General features: G+C 60.0%; 19 protein-coding genes and 2 tRNA genes. 9 read left to right on the forward strand and 12 right to left on the reverse strand.

What is annotated here, in order from left to right; genetic code table 11:
- Window positions 1-22: 22 nt before the first annotated feature.
- Together cmk and aroA are read right to left on the reverse strand one after the other, a co-directional pair.
- On the reverse strand, window positions 23-664 hold the full coding sequence (gene cmk, locus WC026_RS12730) for a (d)CMP kinase (protein ID WP_372711387.1): 642 nt from the start codon (window positions 662-664) through the stop codon (window positions 23-25).
- Entirely contained in the window at window positions 661-2,001 is a 1,341-nt protein-coding gene (gene aroA, locus WC026_RS12735; RefSeq protein WP_372711388.1) for a 3-phosphoshikimate 1-carboxyvinyltransferase, read from the reverse strand. The genes cmk and aroA overlap by 4 nt, the downstream gene beginning before the upstream one ends.
- Window positions 2,002-2,221: 220 nt before the next feature.
- On the opposite strand from aroA, the gene WC026_RS12740 reads away from it, so the two are divergent.
- Window positions 2,222-2,602, forward strand: a complete 381-nt coding sequence (locus WC026_RS12740) for a TIGR02300 family protein (protein ID WP_372711389.1) — start codon at window positions 2,222-2,224, stop codon at window positions 2,600-2,602.
- Window positions 2,603-2,694: 92 nt separating this feature from the next.
- A tRNA-Ala gene (locus WC026_RS12745) sits at window positions 2,695-2,770 on the forward strand.
- A 185-nt stretch (window positions 2,771-2,955) separates the two neighbouring features.
- On the opposite strand, the gene WC026_RS12750 is transcribed toward WC026_RS12745, so the two are convergent.
- Entirely contained in the window at window positions 2,956-3,318 is a 363-nt protein-coding gene (locus tag WC026_RS12750) for an excalibur calcium-binding domain-containing protein (protein WP_372711390.1), read from the reverse strand.
- A gap of 168 nt (window positions 3,319-3,486) precedes the next feature.
- Between WC026_RS12750 and WC026_RS12755 the strand changes: the two genes are divergently transcribed.
- The 3 genes from WC026_RS12755 (at window position 3,487) to WC026_RS12765 (ending at window position 7,654) form a co-directional block, all read left to right on the forward strand.
- Entirely contained in the window at window positions 3,487-5,538 is a 2,052-nt protein-coding gene (locus WC026_RS12755; RefSeq protein ID WP_372711391.1) for a carbon starvation CstA family protein, read from the forward strand.
- A 3-nt stretch (window positions 5,539-5,541) separates the two neighbouring features.
- Entirely contained in the window at window positions 5,542-5,757 is a 216-nt protein-coding gene (locus tag WC026_RS12760; protein ID WP_372711392.1) for a YbdD/YjiX family protein, read from the forward strand.
- A 73-nt stretch (window positions 5,758-5,830) separates the two neighbouring features.
- Window positions 5,831-7,654 (forward strand): ABC-F family ATP-binding cassette domain-containing protein, encoded by a 1,824-nt coding sequence (locus WC026_RS12765; RefSeq protein WP_372711393.1) that lies wholly within the window; start codon window positions 5,831-5,833, stop codon window positions 7,652-7,654.
- Window positions 7,655-7,746: 92 nt separating this feature from the next.
- On the opposite strand, the gene pqqA is transcribed toward WC026_RS12765, so the two are convergent.
- Complete coding sequence (pqqA, locus tag WC026_RS12770; protein ID WP_015598624.1) at window positions 7,747-7,836, reverse strand: pyrroloquinoline quinone precursor peptide PqqA; 90 nt, start codon at window positions 7,834-7,836, stop codon at window positions 7,747-7,749.
- 149 nt (window positions 7,837-7,985) lie between these two features.
- A complete protein-coding gene (locus WC026_RS12775; protein WP_372711394.1) occupies window positions 7,986-8,633 on the reverse strand; it encodes a hypothetical protein in 648 nt (215 codons plus the stop codon).
- A gap of 276 nt (window positions 8,634-8,909) precedes the next feature.
- On the opposite strand from WC026_RS12775, the gene WC026_RS12780 reads away from it, so the two are divergent.
- Together WC026_RS12780 and WC026_RS12785 are read left to right on the forward strand one after the other, a co-directional pair.
- Window positions 8,910-9,356, forward strand: coding sequence for an Hsp20 family protein (locus tag WC026_RS12780; RefSeq protein ID WP_372711395.1), 447 nt, complete (start codon window positions 8,910-8,912; stop codon window positions 9,354-9,356).
- 141 nt (window positions 9,357-9,497) lie between these two features.
- Entirely contained in the window at window positions 9,498-9,782 is a 285-nt protein-coding gene (locus WC026_RS12785) for a DUF1150 domain-containing protein (RefSeq protein ID WP_372711396.1), read from the forward strand.
- Between the two features lie 74 nt (window positions 9,783-9,856).
- On the opposite strand, the gene WC026_RS12790 is transcribed toward WC026_RS12785, so the two are convergent.
- Entirely contained in the window at window positions 9,857-10,831 is a 975-nt protein-coding gene (locus tag WC026_RS12790; RefSeq protein WP_372711397.1) for a complex I NDUFA9 subunit family protein, read from the reverse strand.
- Window positions 10,832-10,998: 167 nt separating this feature from the next.
- Between WC026_RS12790 and WC026_RS12795 the strand changes: the two genes are divergently transcribed.
- Window positions 10,999-11,084 (forward strand) — tRNA-Leu (locus tag WC026_RS12795).
- Window positions 11,085-11,414: 330 nt separating this feature from the next.
- On the opposite strand, the gene WC026_RS12800 is transcribed toward WC026_RS12795, so the two are convergent.
- Window positions 11,415-11,630: a hypothetical protein gene (locus WC026_RS12800; RefSeq protein ID WP_372711398.1), complete on the reverse strand. Its 216-nt coding sequence runs from the start codon at window positions 11,628-11,630 to the stop codon at window positions 11,415-11,417.
- Between the two features lie 830 nt (window positions 11,631-12,460).
- Window positions 12,461-12,763, reverse strand: a complete 303-nt coding sequence (locus WC026_RS12805; protein WP_372711399.1) for a hypothetical protein — start codon at window positions 12,761-12,763, stop codon at window positions 12,461-12,463.
- 288 nt (window positions 12,764-13,051) lie between these two features.
- Here WC026_RS12805 and WC026_RS12810 point away from each other — a divergent pair, with 288 nt between their 5' ends.
- Window positions 13,052-13,468 (forward strand): DUF3617 domain-containing protein, encoded by a 417-nt coding sequence (locus WC026_RS12810; protein ID WP_372711404.1) that lies wholly within the window; start codon window positions 13,052-13,054, stop codon window positions 13,466-13,468.
- A gap of 66 nt (window positions 13,469-13,534) precedes the next feature.
- Here WC026_RS12810 and WC026_RS12815 read toward each other — a convergent pair whose 3' ends face one another.
- The 4 genes from WC026_RS12815 to WC026_RS12830 form a co-directional block, all read right to left on the reverse strand.
- Window positions 13,535-14,182: a hypothetical protein gene (locus WC026_RS12815; RefSeq protein WP_372711400.1), complete on the reverse strand. Its 648-nt coding sequence runs from the start codon at window positions 14,180-14,182 to the stop codon at window positions 13,535-13,537.
- A gap of 110 nt (window positions 14,183-14,292) precedes the next feature.
- Window positions 14,293-14,943: a response regulator gene (locus WC026_RS12820; RefSeq protein WP_372711401.1), complete on the reverse strand. Its 651-nt coding sequence runs from the start codon at window positions 14,941-14,943 to the stop codon at window positions 14,293-14,295.
- Window positions 14,940-16,412: an ATP-binding protein gene (locus tag WC026_RS12825; RefSeq protein WP_372711402.1), complete on the reverse strand. Its 1,473-nt coding sequence runs from the start codon at window positions 16,410-16,412 to the stop codon at window positions 14,940-14,942. The genes WC026_RS12820 and WC026_RS12825 overlap by 4 nt, the downstream gene beginning before the upstream one ends.
- A 4-nt stretch (window positions 16,413-16,416) precedes the next feature.
- A complete protein-coding gene (locus WC026_RS12830) occupies window positions 16,417-16,815 on the reverse strand; it encodes a hypothetical protein (RefSeq protein WP_372711403.1) in 399 nt (132 codons plus the stop codon).
- Window positions 16,816-17,383 lie beyond the last annotated feature (568 nt).

Genomic DNA, 17,383 nt, shown 5'->3' on the forward strand with positions numbered 1-17,383 from the left:
TGGGGCGCCTTTTTTTGTATGGCTAGTGTGTTAATCGAGTCGCGACCAGCGCCAGGACTGCCGCAAATGCGGCGTCGGCATCAAGTGTGGTCGTATCGAGGTGAAGCGCATCACTTGCCGCTTCGAGTGGCGCCACGCTTCTATCGCGGTCACGCGCATCGCGCCGGCGCAAATCCTCGAGCACGACTTCGTAGGCAACATTCTCACCGCGTCCCTGATGCTCGAGGTGGCGCCGTTGCGCGCGCGCCTCGTCCGATGCCGTTACGAAAATTTTGATATGGGCGTCGGGACAAACGACGGTTCCGATATCGCGCCCGTCCAAAACCGCTCCTTGCGCGCCGCTGCGTGCAAAGTTGCGCTGATACTCGAGCAGGGCTGCGCGGACAGCCGGGATTTTCGCGATGATCGAGGCTTTATCGCCTGCAAGCGGTCCGCGCAATGCTGGGTCGCACAAGGTTCGCGCATCGATCGACTGAGCGGCAATGACCGCAACCGCCGCGTCTTCAAGCTGGCTGCCCCGTGCCTCGACGTCGCGCGCAACCGCACGATAGAGAAGCCCCGTGTCGAGATATGGCACGCCCAAATGCTCAGCGAGTCGTTTTGCAACCGTTCCCTTGCCGGACGCCGCAGGCCCATCGATCGCGATGACGAAGCGAGAGTTCATTGCTCAGGCGCCTCTTGATAGGTCGCGCCGAGCGTCTCCATCAGGCCTCGGAATTCCGGGAAGCTCGTCGCGATCATCGTCGTATCGTCGACGGCGATTGGCTTCTCGCTCGCGAGGCCCGCCGTCAGAAACGCCATCGCAATGCGATGATCGAGGTGCGTCGCGACGCGGCCGCCGCCTTTCATGCGCTGCTTGCCTTCGACGATCAGGCTATCGCCGTCGATGCGCGCCGTGACACCGTTGACTTCAAGGCCCGTCGCCGTCGCCTGCAAACGGTCGCTCTCTTTGACTTTGAGCTCGGCGAGGCCGTCCATTTGCGTCGGGCCCTTCGCGAACGCTGAAATCGCCGCGAGGACTGGATATTCATCGATCATTGACGGCGCGCGCTCGGCAGGCACGCGGACGCCCTTCAGCTCGGACGCGCGAACGCGGATGTCGGCGATGGGCTCTCCGCCCTCTTCTCGTTCGTTCAGCAGCGTGACGTCGCCGCCCATTTCCTGCAACGTCGTGTACAGCCCCGTGCGCGTCGGATTGACGAGCACGCCTTCGATCGTCACATCGGAGCCCGGCACGATCAGCGCGGCGGCCACCAGGAACGCGGCCGACGACGGGTCTCCCGGCACGAGGATGTCGCGCCCGGAAAGCTCGGCATCGCCCCTGACCGTGATGGCGCGGCCGCCTTCCTTGTCGACGATCCGGACGTCTGCCCCGAAATGGCGCAGCATCCGCTCGGTGTGGTCGCGCGTCGCTTCGGGCTCGATGACGGTCGTCTCGCCCGCCGCATGAAGGCCGGCAAGCAGAACGGCGCTTTTCACCTGCGCCGACGGCACCGGCAGCGGATAGACGATCGGGATCAGCTCGCTGGTGCCACGCAGCGTCAGAGGCAGCGTTTCCTTACCGGGTTCGACGACCTCGAGCCCCATTTGCATCAGAGGCCCGAGCACACGCCGCATCGGCCGCCGCGACAATGACGCGTCGCCCATCATCTGAACCGTGATCGGGTGTCCGGCGATGACGCCCATCATCAACCGCGCGCCGGTTCCGGAATTGCCGAAATCGAGCGGCGCCGTCGGTTGGCGAAGCCCCCCGGGACCGCGGCCCCTCACCTCCCAGACATCGCCATGCTTTTCAGCACGCGCGCCCAAGGCCGAGACGGCACGGGCGGTATTCACGACGTCTTCCGCTTCGAGAAGGCCGCGAATGCGAGTCGTCCCGGTCGCCAACGCCCCGAAAATCAATGCCCTGTGCGAGATCGATTTGTCGCCAGGGAGCCGGACGCGGCCCCGCAAGGGAGACGCACGCATCACGGCAAGGGGCTTCGCAGTCGTGGCTTTCAAGATCGAAAATCCAGGCTAAGAGACTACCGGCGCGCAAAACTGGTGCTTGAATTGCAGGCGATATGGGCCCGCGCCGCGCCGCCCTGTCAACGCTACTGCGCCCGCGCGGTCAAGGTGTCCTTGACGCACGCACGACAATCTCCACCTTTTCGTTTTGACAGCCCGCACCGGCTATGGCAGAGGGCTTCCCTCATATTTTTTAAGTTTCGAGGCTAGATTTATGGCGACCAAGCAAGCGCGCGGGACGAAGCGGACCTGCCAGGGCTGCGAAGAGCGGTTCTATGATCTCGACCAAAGCCCGATTGTCTGCCCGTTCTGCGGCAGCAAATACGTGATCGCCTCGTCGCCCACGGCACTCGCGGCGCTGCAGGCCGAGCAGCAGCGAGACCTCGCTGCCAAGAAGGCCAAGAAGCCTGTTCCATCGGATGACGAGGGCGAGTTGCCGGCCGTCGAGGGCGAAGAGGCTCTCGCCGACGTCGAGACCGACGATACGGGCGCCAGTGACGACGATGAAACCTTCCTCGAGGAAGAAGAGGAAGCGGGCGGCGATGTTTCCACCATCATCGGCGGCCCGGCGGGCGAAGGCGACGAAGAGCCCTAACCCAAACAAACGTTCTTGATGTTTCCCGCTGAACGACTTATCAGGCGGGTTCTGCGTAGCGGACGAGCACGTTCCTACGCTCCCGAAGGTTTGGGGCCATAGCTCAGCTGGGAGAGCGCTTGCATGGCATGCAAGAGGTCAGCGGTTCGATCCCGCTTGGCTCCACCACTTTTAATTTGCGCGCGGCCGCCCGCCAACCCTGCGCGTTTCGCCCTGCGGGCTACGGCTCGGCGAGCCGGAGGCTGAAGGGCGAAGGATGTCGCGCCGAAGTCGCTTAAAGCGACGCAGGCGGACGCGAGATACGCTCCCTTCCCTGCGCTACCTCATACACACATTGCGATTTTAGTCAGAGATCAATGGTGCCGACGCGGCCAAGCTTCACAGGCGATGCCGTCACCATCCCTGTCGTTACTCTCCCAGTACCCAAGCTCCCCACGCCGAGCCGGCGCTAGGCCCAACTCGCTTGCGCTTGCACAATTTCTCCTGGCGAGTGCGTGGAGAACAGCGGACGTCGACGCCCAAGGCGACGTGGATGCGAGACCGAGCAGAGTTCCGACCATCAGCCCCCATGCGATCCAGCGACTGGCGAGATAAGAATTTAGTGCAGGCAAGGCGAAGCGTGTCTTCGCCAATCCAAGCGATGTTCTGTTGCGTCGAGCTGCAGCTTCCCGGCCTTGCCGATGATAGTTCTCAAGCGTGATAGGTTTTCTGGCCATCCCTGCTTCTCGATCGGCCGCAGTTACCAAGCTGCTAAAAAAGAACGTAAACGAAGGCGCTATCGTCAGGTGGCTGACCGGCGCGCGCTTTTTAGATAGTCTCCGCCGCGACGGAATTGCGCAGCCGATCCGCGCCAACAAAAACACGTGCACCGGGGACCAAAAGCGATGATCGACATTCGAGCGAAATTCGCCTGGACGGGCGTCGCGATCCTCGGCGCGCTGTCACTCGGCATTGTTGCGTTATCGCGCGGAGAGACGATCAACGCGGTGTGGCTCGTCCTCGCGGCGGTCTGCTCATATCTCCTCGCCTATCGTTTCTATGCGCTCTTCATCGCCGACCGCGTCGTGCGTCTTGATCCCACTCGCGCGACGCCCGCCCAGCGATTCAATGACGGGCTCGATTACTGCCCGACGGATCGCACCGTTCTATTTGGCCACCACTTCGCGGCCATCGCCGGTGCCGGTCCCCTCGTCGGCCCCGTGCTCGCGGCGCAGATGGGTTACCTGCCCGGAACGCTGTGGCTGATCGTCGGCGTCGTGTTCGCAGGCGCCGTGCAGGATTTCATCGTGCTGTGGGCTTCGACGCGCCGCGACGGCCGCTCGATGGGCGACATGATCCGCTCCGAGCTTGGCGCGCTGGCGGGCACCGTCGCGATGATCGGCGTGCTGCTGATCATGGTCATTCTGCTCGCTGTGCTGGCGCTCGTCGTCGTCAAGGCGCTGAAGCAAAGCCCGTGGGCGACTTTTACGGTGATCATGACGATCCCGATCGGCGTCCTGATGGGCGTCTACGGCCGCTACATCCGCCCCGGCCGGATCGGCGAGATGTCGCTGATCGGCTTCGCGCTGCTGATGGCCTCGCTCATCTACGGCCGCCACGTGGCGGAAGACCCCGTGCTCGGCCCCATGTTCGATTATTCCGGCGAGCAGCTTTCGATGATGCTGATCGCCTACGGTTTCGTCGCCTCCGTGCTGCCGGTCTGGACGCTGCTCGCGCCGCGCGACTATCTCTCGACGTTTCTGAAAATCGGCACGATCGTCGGGCTCGCGCTCGGCATCTTCTTCGTGCTGCCGGACCTCAAGATGCCTGCTGTGACGAAATTCGTCGACGGCACCGGTCCGGTCTTCGCGGGCAATCTGTTTCCGTTCCTGTTCATCACCATCGCGTGCGGCGCGGTTTCCGGGTTTCATGCTCTCGTCTCGTCGGGCACGACGCCGAAGATGCTCGACAACGAAACGAACGCGCGCTTCATCGGCTACGGCGCGATGCTGATGGAAAGCTTCGTCGCGATCATGGCGCTCGTCGCCGCGACGACGCTGGAGCCCGGCCTTTACTTCGCGCTGAACAGCCCTGCCGCCATCATCGGAACGACGCCTGAAACCGCGGCGGCCGCGATTTCTGGCTGGGGCTTCGCCGTGACACCCGACATGCTGCGGCAAGCGGCGGCGGACGTCGGCGAAAGCACGATCCTATCGCGCACGGGCGGCGCTCCGACGCTCGCCGTCGGCATGGCGGAAATCCTTTCCAGCGCCATCGGCGGCAAAGCGATGATGGCTTTCTGGTATCACTTCGCCATTCTGTTCGAGGCGTTGTTCATCCTGACGACCATCGACGCGGGAACGCGCGTCGCACGTTTCATGATTCAAGACCTGATCGGCACGTTCACGCCGGTGTTTCGCGACACGCGCTCATGGACCGCGAACGTGGTTGCGACGACCATAGCGGTCGCGGGCTGGGGTTATTTTCTCTATCAGGGCGTCGTCGATCCGCTCGGCGGCATCAATACGCTGTGGCCGCTGTTCGGCATCGCCAACCAGATGCTGGCCTGCATCGCGCTGATCCTGTGCACCGTCGTTCTCTTTAAAATGAAACGTGAGCGCTATGCCTGGGTGACGATCGTGCCCGCAACGTGGGTCGCGATCTGCACGCTGACGGCGGGCTGGCAAAAGATTTTTAGCGACAACCCAGCGATCGGATTTCTGGCGCATGCGGAGAAGTTCGGCACCGCCACGAATTCCGGCCAGCTGCTGGCTCCGGCAAAATCGATGGCCGACATGAACCGCATCGTCTTCAATGATTATATCAACGCGACGCTGACGGCTTTGCTGATCGCGCTCGTCATCGCGATGATCGGGTTTGCCTTGGCTGCCATTTCCAGGGCGCTCGCGAACCCGAACGTCTCGGCCCAGGAAGCCGGCTTCGTGGCGGCGGAGTGAACGATGCGGAAGCCTGACACATCCTTGTTTTGCCTCCTCCGCGACACGCTCGCCCGGACCGCGCGTCTGATGGTCGGCGTCCCGGATTACGAGGCCTATGTCGCGCACCGGCGGCAAGTCCATCCCGGCGACCCCGTGATGACCTACGAAGAGTTCTTTCGCGAGCGCCAGGCGAGCCGGTATGGCGAAAACGGCGGCAAGATCAGCCGCTGCTGCTGATCGGCACCATCTTTTATCGCTTCCGTTCGGTCGCAGTTGATTGCCTCGTCCGCGACCGCTACGAGGTGGCCACATGGCACCTCCTCTTTTGACGCTCAAAGATATTCATCTGACCTTCGGCGGCACGCCGTTGCTCGAAGGCGCGGAGCTGACGGCCGCGCCTGGCGACCGCATCTGTCTGGTCGGGCGTAATGGCTCCGGCAAATCAACGCTGCTGAAAATTGCGGCCGGCCTCGTGACACCGGATCACGGCGAGCGTTTCGCGCACCCCAGCGCCAGCATCCGCTATTTGCCGCAGGAAGCCGATTTCGATGGCTTCGACACGGTTCGCGCCTACGTCGAAGCCGGCCTCGGGCCGACCGACGATCCCTATTCCGCCGAATATCTGATGGGCGACCTTGGTCTTTCAGGCGATGATGACCCGGAACGCTTGTCAGGCGGCGAAGCCCGGCGCGCCGCGCTGGCGCGCGTGCTGGTCGCAAAACCCGACGTCCTGCTGCTCGACGAGCCGACAAACCATCTCGATCTCACTGCCATCGAATGGCTGGAAAAGACGTTGCAGGCGAGCCGGTCGGCGCTGCTTCTCATCAGCCACGACCGCCGCTTTCTCGAAACGCTGTCGCGCGCCACCGTCTGGCTCGATCGCGGCAAGACGCGCCGTCTGGAGCAGGGCTTCGCGGCGTTCGAGGACTGGCGCGACAAGGTTCTGGAAGAAGAAGAAATCGAACGCCATAAGCTCGACCGCAAGATCGTGCGCGAAGATCAGTGGATGCACGGCGGGGTTACGGGACGCCGCAAACGCAATGTCCGGCGTGTGCGCGAACTGAGAGCAATGCGCCAGGACGTCCGGGACCAGCGCCATGTGGTCGGCGCGGTACGCTTGGATGCCGCGGAGGGCAATCTCTCCGGAAAACTCGTGGTTGAAATGTCCGGCGTCTCGAAAAATTATGACGGGCCTGCGATCGTGTCGGACCTCAGCCTGCGCGTCATGCGCGGCGACAGGCTCGGCATCGTCGGGCCGAACGGCGCGGGCAAGACGACGCTCATCAAGCTTTTGACCGGCCAGCTTGCACCGGACAGCGGCACGATCCGGCACGGCGCCAATCTCGAGATCGTCGCGTTGGATCAAAGGCGCGATGAACTCGATCCGAACTGGACAGTTTCGGATGCGCTGACGGGCGGTCGCAGCGATCAGGTCGTCATCAACGGCAAGGCGCGCCACGTCGCAAGCTACATGAAGGACTTTCTGTTTCTGCCGGAGCAACGGTTGTCGCCGATCCGGGTTCTGTCGGGCGGCGAGCGCGCCCGGCTCATGCTCGCACGCGCGCTTGCGAAGCCGTCGAATGTTCTCGTCCTCGACGAGCCGACGAACGATCTCGATCTCGAAACGCTCGATCTGCTGCAGGAATTATTGTCGGATTACCCGGGCACGCTGCTGCTCGTCAGCCATGACCGGGATTTTCTCGACCGCATCGTGACGAGCGTTCTCGCGCCGACTGGCGACGGGCAATGGACGGAATACGCGGGCGGATATTCGGACATGCTCGCCCAGCGCAAGGGCGACGATCTGAAAAAATCGCCAAAGGCGGAAAGTTCCGCAGCGGCGCGCAAATCGTCCGACGACCTTCCGGCAGCCACAACGAGCGCAGCAAAAGCCAAGCTATCGTATAAGGAAAAGCACGCGCTTTCTGTCTTGCCGGATGAAATCGCCAAGCTCGAGGCGAACATCAAAACGCTTTCGGCAAAACTCGCCGACTCCGAACTTTATGCGCGGGATCGTGCCGCGTTCGAGAAAGCAAACGCGGGCCTCGCGAGCGCTCAGCGCCAACTCGAAAACGCCGAGACGCAATGGCTTGAGCTTGAAGAAAAGCGCGTCGCAATTGACACTGCGGGATAACGCATTGAAAAATCCGATCGGCAAAACAAAAGCGGTGACCGAAATATCGGCCACCGCTTAATGTTCGACCGTTAGGTCAACACCATCCGAATTCAGATGACGTCAATTTCAGCCGGAAGATAGCTGGTTACTTCAAGACCAACTTCCTGCTCGCGTACTTCAGGCTTCGACCACGTCTTCATGGGTTCCTCCAAGAGTGTCAGTGCAAAGCTTCACTACGGCGCCTTGTCTAATTGCAATATTCAATAAATTCCAATCGCATTTATGTTACGGCATCATAAGCGCGGCTGATAACAATATAACGGTTCAATTTGCGCAGCGATTTCGCGCGCTAATGCTGCACTGCCCACTGATCCTTCACTTCATCGCAACGACGAGACACAAAGTCGTTAACTTCGGTGACGATCGTGCTGGAAAGCAGATTGACGGTGTTGTCGGCGGCGGTCGCCGTCCACATCGCACTCTTGATCAGTGTGGGCGCCTCGATCTTACCCCAGTTCGCGTGCGCCTTCGTCGCCTTACCATTCTCGAATGTGACCTTCGGCGTCAGATCGAACTTGAAGTCGGTCGCACCTTTTTTCTCGCTCGCGATTGTGCACGTGACCGTGTGCTTTTGAAATTCGATTTCAACCTTCGGCTCGGTGATGGCGCGGGCGAGGTCATCACGCTTGACGCTGAGATCCATCGAGCATTGCGCGCCGTCGTAAGGCCAGGTGACCTTCAGCTTACCGACAAGCTTGACGAGCTGTTCCTTGCGCCAGCTCTTAATGACGTGACAGGCAACGTCGCCGGAAGCGCCCTTCGAATGCAGAGCTTTGCAGATGTCGACCTTGCACGCCTTGCGAGCTTCCTTCTCGACCAGCTCTTGCGGCGTGAGGTTGACGTCGGCATCGACAGACTTGTCGGCTTCGGCGGCAACCGAAGGCTGGCCCGGCACGGCCATCATCATGGCGAGCATCAGAAGTGCAGTTCGTATCACGGTACGTTGCTTCATCGCGGCCATCGAAAACCCCTTGGTGACGGTCCATATGAACAGCGGTCTTGATGCCTCCGCAGCCGGGCGGGACTATGGCAAAGACGCCCCGCCAACCGGCCTATTGTTCAAGCGCTCTCAGATAGTTGTGCCTGCCGCTTGAAGACCGGCGAGCCACTCCCATATCTTCATAGAAACGGTCTCCAGGCAGCAATGCTGGTGGCCGGACGGGGCGGCCGGAACCGGCGCTCCGAGGATGGTCGCTTACAAAAGGGCCTTCGCATGACACGCATGGCTACGCTCTCGAATCCGCTTTTGCTCGGCTTTGAGGAAATCGAACGCCTGATCGATCGCGCCGCCAAGGGTGGCGGCGACGGTTACCCGCCTTACAACATCGAGCGGATTGCTCAGAACGGCGACGATGCCGGGCTGCTCAGGATCACGCTCGCTGTCGCCGGCTTTGGCCGCGAAGATCTCGAGATCACACTCGAGGACAAACAGCTTTCAATTCGCGGCAAGCAGCAGGACGACAAAGCGCGAGAGTACTTGTACCGCGGGATCGCGGCGCGGCAGTTTTCGCGAACGTTCGTCCTCGCCGACGGCATCGAAGTTAAGAGCGCGGATCTGGCAAACGGCCTTTTGGCGATCGATTTGCAACGGTTGGAGCCGGAAAGACTCGTTAGACGAATAGAGATCGGATCGCCTCAGCGGATCAAAACCCGATCGTAGAGAGTCTTTCTCGTCACAGCCCCGGCGACCGAATCGTCGGAGGATCGGAGGACACGAGCTATCCGGCCAGCCTGAGACGAACGGCAGACGTTTCCGGATATGCGATTGGAGCCCGACCTCGACACCTGGAGGAAGAGCGTCATGAATAACAAGACCACCGTAAGAGCCACAGTTGACCATGTTGTAGCGCCCGTAATGACCGAGCTGGAACTTGCTCGGCTCGGCGGCGGCGAGGTCGCGTACATCAAGACGCTGACCTCCGACGAGGCCTTGAACATGTTCCCGCAGATCGAAGGCTTGCCGAAGGGCATTCCGCTGTTTTCTCTGCATGCCGCCGACGGGACGCCGATCGCACTCACGGACACGCTGCAGGCGGCTATCGGGCATGCGCACGAGGATGAACTGGCCATCGCGCCGCTGAACTAAACGGGTGATCGGCGAATAGGCTTTGCATTATGAGCCGCGCGGCGACGGGCGGCTCGATGCATTTCAAGCGGCGCTTAGACGCGATAGCTCGCGTACTGGCCCTTGGGATTGAACCGCTCCAGATACTGAGGAACAATCGCCTCAATCGAAGCTGGTTGCGGAACGCCGAGCGACGCGATGGTCCGATCTTCGCTTTTTGCTGCATCCGACACGACGTTGTCGAGCTTCAGAAGCCGCAATTGGTCGACGGTGATCGGGCGCACTGCGTTGGGCAGCGGCCACGTCAGCAGCGCCTGAAGCCGCATCATCCAGAACGGCACCGGCAGCAGGACTTTCCGGCGTCCGGCGTAACGCAGCGTCGCTTCGAGAATGTCCCGGAACGTCACGACCTGAGGTCCGCCGAGTTCGTAAACCGCGCCGGGCTTGCCCTCGCCCGTCACGGCATTCGCAACGGCTTCTCCAACGTCACCAGAAAAGACCGGCTGAAACTTCGTTCGCCCACCACCGACCAGCGGTAGAATCGGGCTCACGCGCGCGAGCGCCGCGAACCGATTGAAGAATTGATCTTCCGGACCGAATACGATCGACGGACGGAGAATGATCGCGGACGGAAATTCCGCGAGCACGGCCGCTTCACCCTCGGCCTTGCTTACCGCGTACCTAGAATTCGAGTCCTTATTCGCACCGATCGCGGAGATGTGGACAAGCCGCTTCGCGCCGGCTTCCCGCGCCGCTTTGGCGATGCGGCGGGCGCCTTCGACGTGAACCTCGTGGAACGTCTGGGCTCCCGACGGCGCCAGGATGCCGACGGAATTGACGACGGTTTCGGCGCCTTCGACAGCGCGCACGACCGAGTCAACAAACCGCAAATTGGCCTGCACGGCATGGACCTGCCCGACGACGCCCATGGGTTGCAGATAGCCCGCGAGATCAGGTCTGCGGACGGCGGCGCGAACCCTGTAATCCCGGCGCGCCAAACTCCAGACGATTTGACGTCCGACGAACCCGGATCCCCCGAAGACCGTCGCAAATTTGCCGGTTGCCGCCATGTCTCACCTCGATTTCGGCGCAGACTGCGCCGGTTGACGGTCTACCGGGGAGAAGCGGCTCTGGGAAGCCGACGGATCAAGTTCAAGCTGAGAATTTGCGTCGCGCCGTGGGGCGACCGCCCGGCGCAATTGACTTCCGCGCGCACACAATCTACGTGACACCGCAGGCCCAGATGGCGGAATTGGTAGACGCACTGCTTTCAGGTAGCAGCGCTCACAAGGCGTGGAGGTTCGAGTCCTCTTCTGGGCACCATCCCTAAAGTCAAAAAACCTCGACAAATCAAGGTTTAACAATACGACTCCGGGGAAGCTTCATAGAAGCCCCGGCCATAAGGTTGTCCGCATAGCGGTACGCTTATCCGTGGAGCAGAACAGTCAAACTGTTCGCCAGGGAGACCCGCCGCGGGCCACAAGCCGCAAGCCGCAAAACCTTTCAACAAAGATGGTGTCTGGTGTCCAAGGCGCCATGCGCGCCAATCTATAATTTAGGTAGAGTGTTTAGAGCGCGAAAGCACATGAAGCGGAGCGGGTATCAGCGCTTGTGGGCTTCCGATGCGTTTTGCTCTTAGTCCGCATCCTCACTTTATGAGGATGTCTCCGGGATATTCACGGCCGAGAAGTGCGATACTTTGTTGGCATCGCAGACGTAGATCCACTTCGAGTCAAAAAGCTCACCGTCTCGCAGGAAGCCGAGAACTGCGCCTTTCACCGGACGCCAGAATAGAATTGGCGGTAGGTCTGTTCCAAGCTTCACCCAATTGGGTTCAACATACTCGCCGACAGCCTTCCATTGGATCATTTGTCTACCTTTGGTCGTATCACAATAGTCGCAAGACGCTTGATTGCTGAAGAATTTGCGAAAAATCTTAAACCGGCAGCACCAATCTTCGGCGTCGCGCAGTCGTCGAGAGGAGTCCAGATGGCATGGGAAATGTGACTGGTTAGCCGTGCAAATCTCCCTGCCATGCTCCGGGAAAGCAAGGAAGACTTGTCATGGCCGTTTATAGAAGTGACGCCCTTGATAGTCCGCAGAAAACTTCCCTTTGTGGCAATTTAGTTGTGGGGGCCTTCCGTAACGCATCATTGCAACGTCCGCGGATGGCCGAGCAAACCTGACGCTGCGCTATCGTCACTTTGAAGCGGGACGATCAGCGGTTGGCACGAAGGAATTACATTTATATCCGACATTTCTCGCGGGGCCGCCGAGCTTGATCCCTGCGGATTCTAGAGGCCGCCGTACCGGCTTTCGCGCCTTCGCTTATCTGACCACGTTCGAATTTCGCCTGAGCGCCGAACATGCGTTCCCTAGGTGCGCTATCGTGATCGCCAGTCTGGGCTAGTCCTTGTCGCACAGCTGACTTAGCGAAGGTCGATTGTCTCACGTGAGAACGTGCTTTGCTTCGGGCCAATCGGCAGCACGTCAAACCGCGCTTCCGTCATAGGATCGACGTGTGATCGACGGCGGCACGTTGGGGAGGCGGACCGACGCTGGTATCAGCCTCGGCGTCCAAGTCCATCAGAGGTCTTCAGCGCGACACGACGCTTCTAGCGAGCGCCGCTGACCCGTAAGGCAAGTCCGAAACCCGAAAGTTGCCTCCGAGTTTCGGACGACGTTCAACTACCCAAAACTCAGTACTGCTTCGGACACCAAGATTCCTTGGAGGACTTGCACGCGGTGGGGAAGGCCTTTGCCATTTTCTCAGCGGTGGCCCATTCGTCCGTATCGACGCTGTTATTCACGTCCTGATCCATCGCAGTGAAGGTTGGAGCCGGATCGAGTTTCAGGCTGCCAACGTTGGCTTCCCACTCGGTGCGGCTGATCGATCCGTTCCCGTCCGTGTCGAGCTGCTTGAACTTGCTGGCCCAATCGTCAGCATACGCTGCACCGGAAAACAGAAGAATTGCAGCAGTCGCGAATATGGCTCTCGTCATGCGTCTTCTCCCAATATTATTTTATTGCGTCCCGTTCGGTCGAGCTTGACGCTCTTCCCTCGGCAACACCGCTAGCGGCGCCTTATTTCAACATTTTCGCAATGGCACGTTTTGCAATTTCATGCGGGACAGTTGGCAATACGCCCAATAACTTCATTCAGTATCCGAAGAATGACGGATAAATAATTTGACGTCTCGAGCTAAACGAGTGCGAAGTATCGGAATAAAGGAACGATATTTTCCCGAGGAAAACACGTCATGACGTACCGGATTTCCGGCGTAATTTATATGTGCGCCTCAGCGTTGAGCGGCGTTTGTGGTCACGCTTGGGCCGCCGACGTTCCGTTAAGAACGCCGGGCCAATGGCAGCTTACGACAGTGTCGGATTCAATGGGAATGCGGACGGTAAAAACCTGCATTACCGCGACCGACGATGTCGTTCTCGGCGAAAATGCAAAAAACTGCGGCCCCGTCGACGTCAAAACAATTGCGAATGAAACATTCGTCAACGTCACGTGCCCCGCAGGAAACAGCCGTCAAAAAATCAGCACGTTGCTCACGGGCGATTTCAGCACGTGGTATCGAGCCGTTACGAAAATAACCTTCGATCCGCCTCAGGATGGCGTTTCCCACCTTGGCGTCATCGTTGACGGGAAATATCTCGGCAAGGATTGTGCGGCCGACGATGCGGCCGCAGCAAAATAGCGGGACCTATCAATCTCGCATTTGGCCCGCGTTTGGCGGGCCAAATGCGGCAGGCTCGCGAGCAAGTCAGTTCGGCAGAACCACTTTCGGCGGCTCGATACTCAACTCCTTGACGATCGTGAACTTGCCATCGAACACGCGGCTTTCTGGATCGGTCACGGGCGTCACGATGTTGCGCGCGGGAACGCCCGTTTCCTTATCGACGTAGACGTTTTGTAGATTGGGGGCACTCAGCGAGGTCACGCGCGGACCCTTGTCCTTTGCATCGGCAGCGAGAGGCATCGACAGAACACCTTGGTAGAGCGTGTAGGTCTTACCCTCGAATTCCTTGTCGCCGACGCACTTGTAGTCCGTTGATACCTTCGGAGCGTCAGAGACCGTGTCCTTGATCTGGTTCGCGACCGTCTGCGCGAACGCCTCCGGCAATTCAGCCCAGCCGCCGCCCTGGTTGGACCAAGCCTTCTTGCCGACGACGATCATCTCCATCGCAGCACCTTCGCCGCCGAGAGTCACAGTCTGGTGCATGCGGTCGGGCAGCACATAGTCTGCCTGCATTTTCAGCGTTCCGTCCTTGTTCTTGATTGTCGTTTCCAGTCGAAACTTACCGGCTTCGCGCAGTTTCGCGAACGCCGCATCGACTTGTCCTTTGCAGCTGACGTCGGCGAATGCCGGACCGGATATGAAAAGGAGGCTGGCAGCGAGAATGATACGCATAGGTTCAGCACCAAAGGTTCGAATTGCAAGAGGTCTATGAATCGCCCGAAAGCGATGTCCAAGTCACGGCACACTTTGTTGCCAAAAGTTCCCGAACAGCTCGGCGCCTGTCACTTCGGTCTTTGTCCCGCCATCTCCGGGAGGTGATCGATCGCGATGCGCATCAGCTCCGGCAGGGATTTCACTCCAAGCTTGGCTTTAATTTGCGAGCATGTGTTGGCGATCGTCTTGTAGCTGACGTGCAGTTCCTCGGCGATCGCCGCATATTGCTTACCTTGCGCGATCAGCTCCAAGGTCTGCAGCTCTCGAAGCGTCATGCCACTCAAAGGATTGCTACGGCCCTTGGTCTCCATGACGGCAATTGCGGATGCCACGGTATGGCTGAGGAACGGCCTGCCCTGACGCACCGCCTGCAGCGCCTTAATGATATCGACGGAGGATGTGTCCTTCAAAATGTAACCGTTGGCGCCAAGGCGCAGCGACTGGCTAGCGATCATCGGATCTTCATGCATCGTCAGCACGAGGATGGGCGTATGCTTGTCATGCACACGCAAACGCCGAATGAATGTGAGGCCTACAAGAACGCCCTTCTTGATCGCAAGATCGATAATAATCACATCCGGCTTATCGTTCCGATAGGCGCGGAAGCCGTCGATCAAATTCGACGCCAGCATGATGTTTTCGATGCCCGCATCCTCCAGTACGCGGCGGCATCCCTGCAGCACGACAGGATGGTCGTCGATCACAAGAATTTTTGTCATGATGTTATCCGTGGAGCTTCTCGTACGTGCAGATGGTCAGCTTCGCTCGGCCGCGCGGGAATTTTGATCGAGATGGCCGTGCCGCGAGGGTTGCGCGCCTCGACAGCGAGCGTGCCGCCGGCAGAAAGAACGCGCTCCCGCATCGCGGAGAGCCCGAACCCAGCGCGCGCCCCGGGTTTGAGGCCGATGCCGTCGTCGCTCACGCGCAAGCTGATCAGGATACCGGGAACCAGATCACCCGAACCCGCGCGGGCGGCTTCCTCGCGCAGTTCAATCGTGATGTTATCGGCCTGCGCGTGGCGAACAGCATTCGTCAGAGCTTCCTGCGTCGCCCGGTAGACGGTCAGATCGACTTTCTCTCCATAGGCCCGAACAAAAGCGCCCATGTCCGCAATGATGTGGATTTCCGGGTGACGACGATCGAAATCGTTGATGAGATCCTTGATCAATGCAGGCAGCGGCACCTTGCCGATCGAGACCGGATGCAATCTCTTGAGTAGCGCGCGGTTCATCGCCTTCAGGCGATCGGCGATCGACAGGATCTCATCCGTCCGCGTTGTTATGCGTCGCGCCGACTCGTCATCGAGCTTTCCTGAAATCCTGTTGATCGACTCCGCGCTCGCCGTGATGCCGAAGAGACAAGGACCGGCTTCGTCATGAAGCTCGCGCGCGATTTCGCGCCGTTCGTCTTCCTGGACGGACTGAATCTGCTTGTAAAGCTCGCCATTTTCCGCTCGCGTCTGATCGAGAGACGCGGCGAGCGAATTGAATTTCAGTGAAATGTCGGCGATTTCGACGACTCGCGGAATTTCAAGGCGGCGCGCACTTTCGCCGGCTTCGAGCGCCACGAGGCCGCGCGCCAGCGCCTGAAGCGGCGTCAGTATCCAGCCGAGCACAAAATAAAATGCTCCAACGAGAAGAAGCATCGAGATCGAAGCAACGATCGCGAGGGACGAGAGCTGCTGCCATTTCTCCGCGATCTCATCATCGGGATCGCCCTTGAGAATGATCTGCCGCTCGCTGTTCGGTACAGGGATCACGCGCGTGTGGTCCTCACCGCCCTTGGGCATCATCAGGCGCTCGAACCAGTCTGGCGTTTCACCTAACGGAGATGGCCCATCGTCGGACGACGCCGCCGAGCGCAGCAGCTTCGGCGGCGTGCCCGCGTCCTGCACATAGATGCGCGCGTGGCGCATGTGCTCGACTTCCCGCGACACGAGATAATCGAGGTTTCCAAGCTGGTTCTCGGCCGTGATGCGCCGGACGAGTTCGCGCAAGAGCCCCTCCGCGAAATCCATCGAGGCCTCGATCTCGACGTTCGCGGCATTGCGCCCGTTGACGACCGCAATCGTGCCGGCGGCAACGGTCGCAATCAAAAGCATGAGCGAGATTGCGAGCAAGACCTGGTGCCGGATGGAACGACCGAACCAAGCAACACCTGAAACATTGCGAACGAAGCGATCCAACATCAGGCTAGCCGCGCGATCCATAGCGCCGCGAGAGATCGTTGAGCGCATCGCGCTCGCTCAGTCCCGTCTTGCGCAGATTGTAATATTGTTGGCCGATGGCGCCAAAGCCTTCGACCTTTCCCGGCTCGCGGACAACATCCGTCAGCACGGCGATCAGCCCCACCGCAGTTTCGCGGCCATCGGTCGGATCGAGCATCGCTTCGAGCTGGACGGCCCTGTTCGCAATCATACGAGGGTCTTCTTGGAATACCTTCGCCGCCGTTGCGATCGATTGCCTGATCTTGGCTGCATCCTCCGCCTTCAGAGCCCTGCCGGCGTTTGCCTCACGCGCAATGAGCCACGAGGCAGGCTCGATTTCCGACATCGCATCGAGCCAACTCGGCTGTGCTTGCGCTCGCGTCAATCCCGAGCGTTGATCAGTGTGCTGATTTTTTTGGTTGTCATCGGTGCATCCCACGAAAAGCAGGGCGCACCCACACAGAAGCCAGAAATTTCCAGATTTCATTGCTCTCGCAAGTTGCAAAGCCGCAGAACACCCGATGTGATCGCCGTCTTGCAAGCGACCTATGACAGAGACAACGCCCAACTTCCAGGACAACCTCTGCAGCGTTCTTTGCCGAATCTTCCCGGCGCTATTTGCCGATCACACTGAAGACCACCGCTAGTTACGTTGTTACGGTCCGGCCCGTGCTGAACGCGAAGTCATCGGAGCACCAGTAATCCGAGCGCGCGGTACGCCTACGAAGAGCGGCAAGATGGGCGGTCGAGTTGCCCATATTTCCCTCGGACTAAAGGACGGATGTTGTGGCGGCGGGTTCCCGTCTCTCGCCACGCGCCCGTCGTACCAGAACAATAGCTGGGATTGGAAACGCGAGGTTAAATTGGCATGAAAAGACTCGTTAGCACATCGATGCTGATGTCGGCGTCCTGCATGGCGTTAGCTGCTGCCATGCAGATGGGCGCGGCCACCA

This window comes from Hyphomicrobium sp., from assembly GCF_041674905.1.
In the GTDB taxonomy this organism is placed as follows: domain Bacteria; phylum Pseudomonadota; class Alphaproteobacteria; order Rhizobiales; family Hyphomicrobiaceae; genus Hyphomicrobium_B.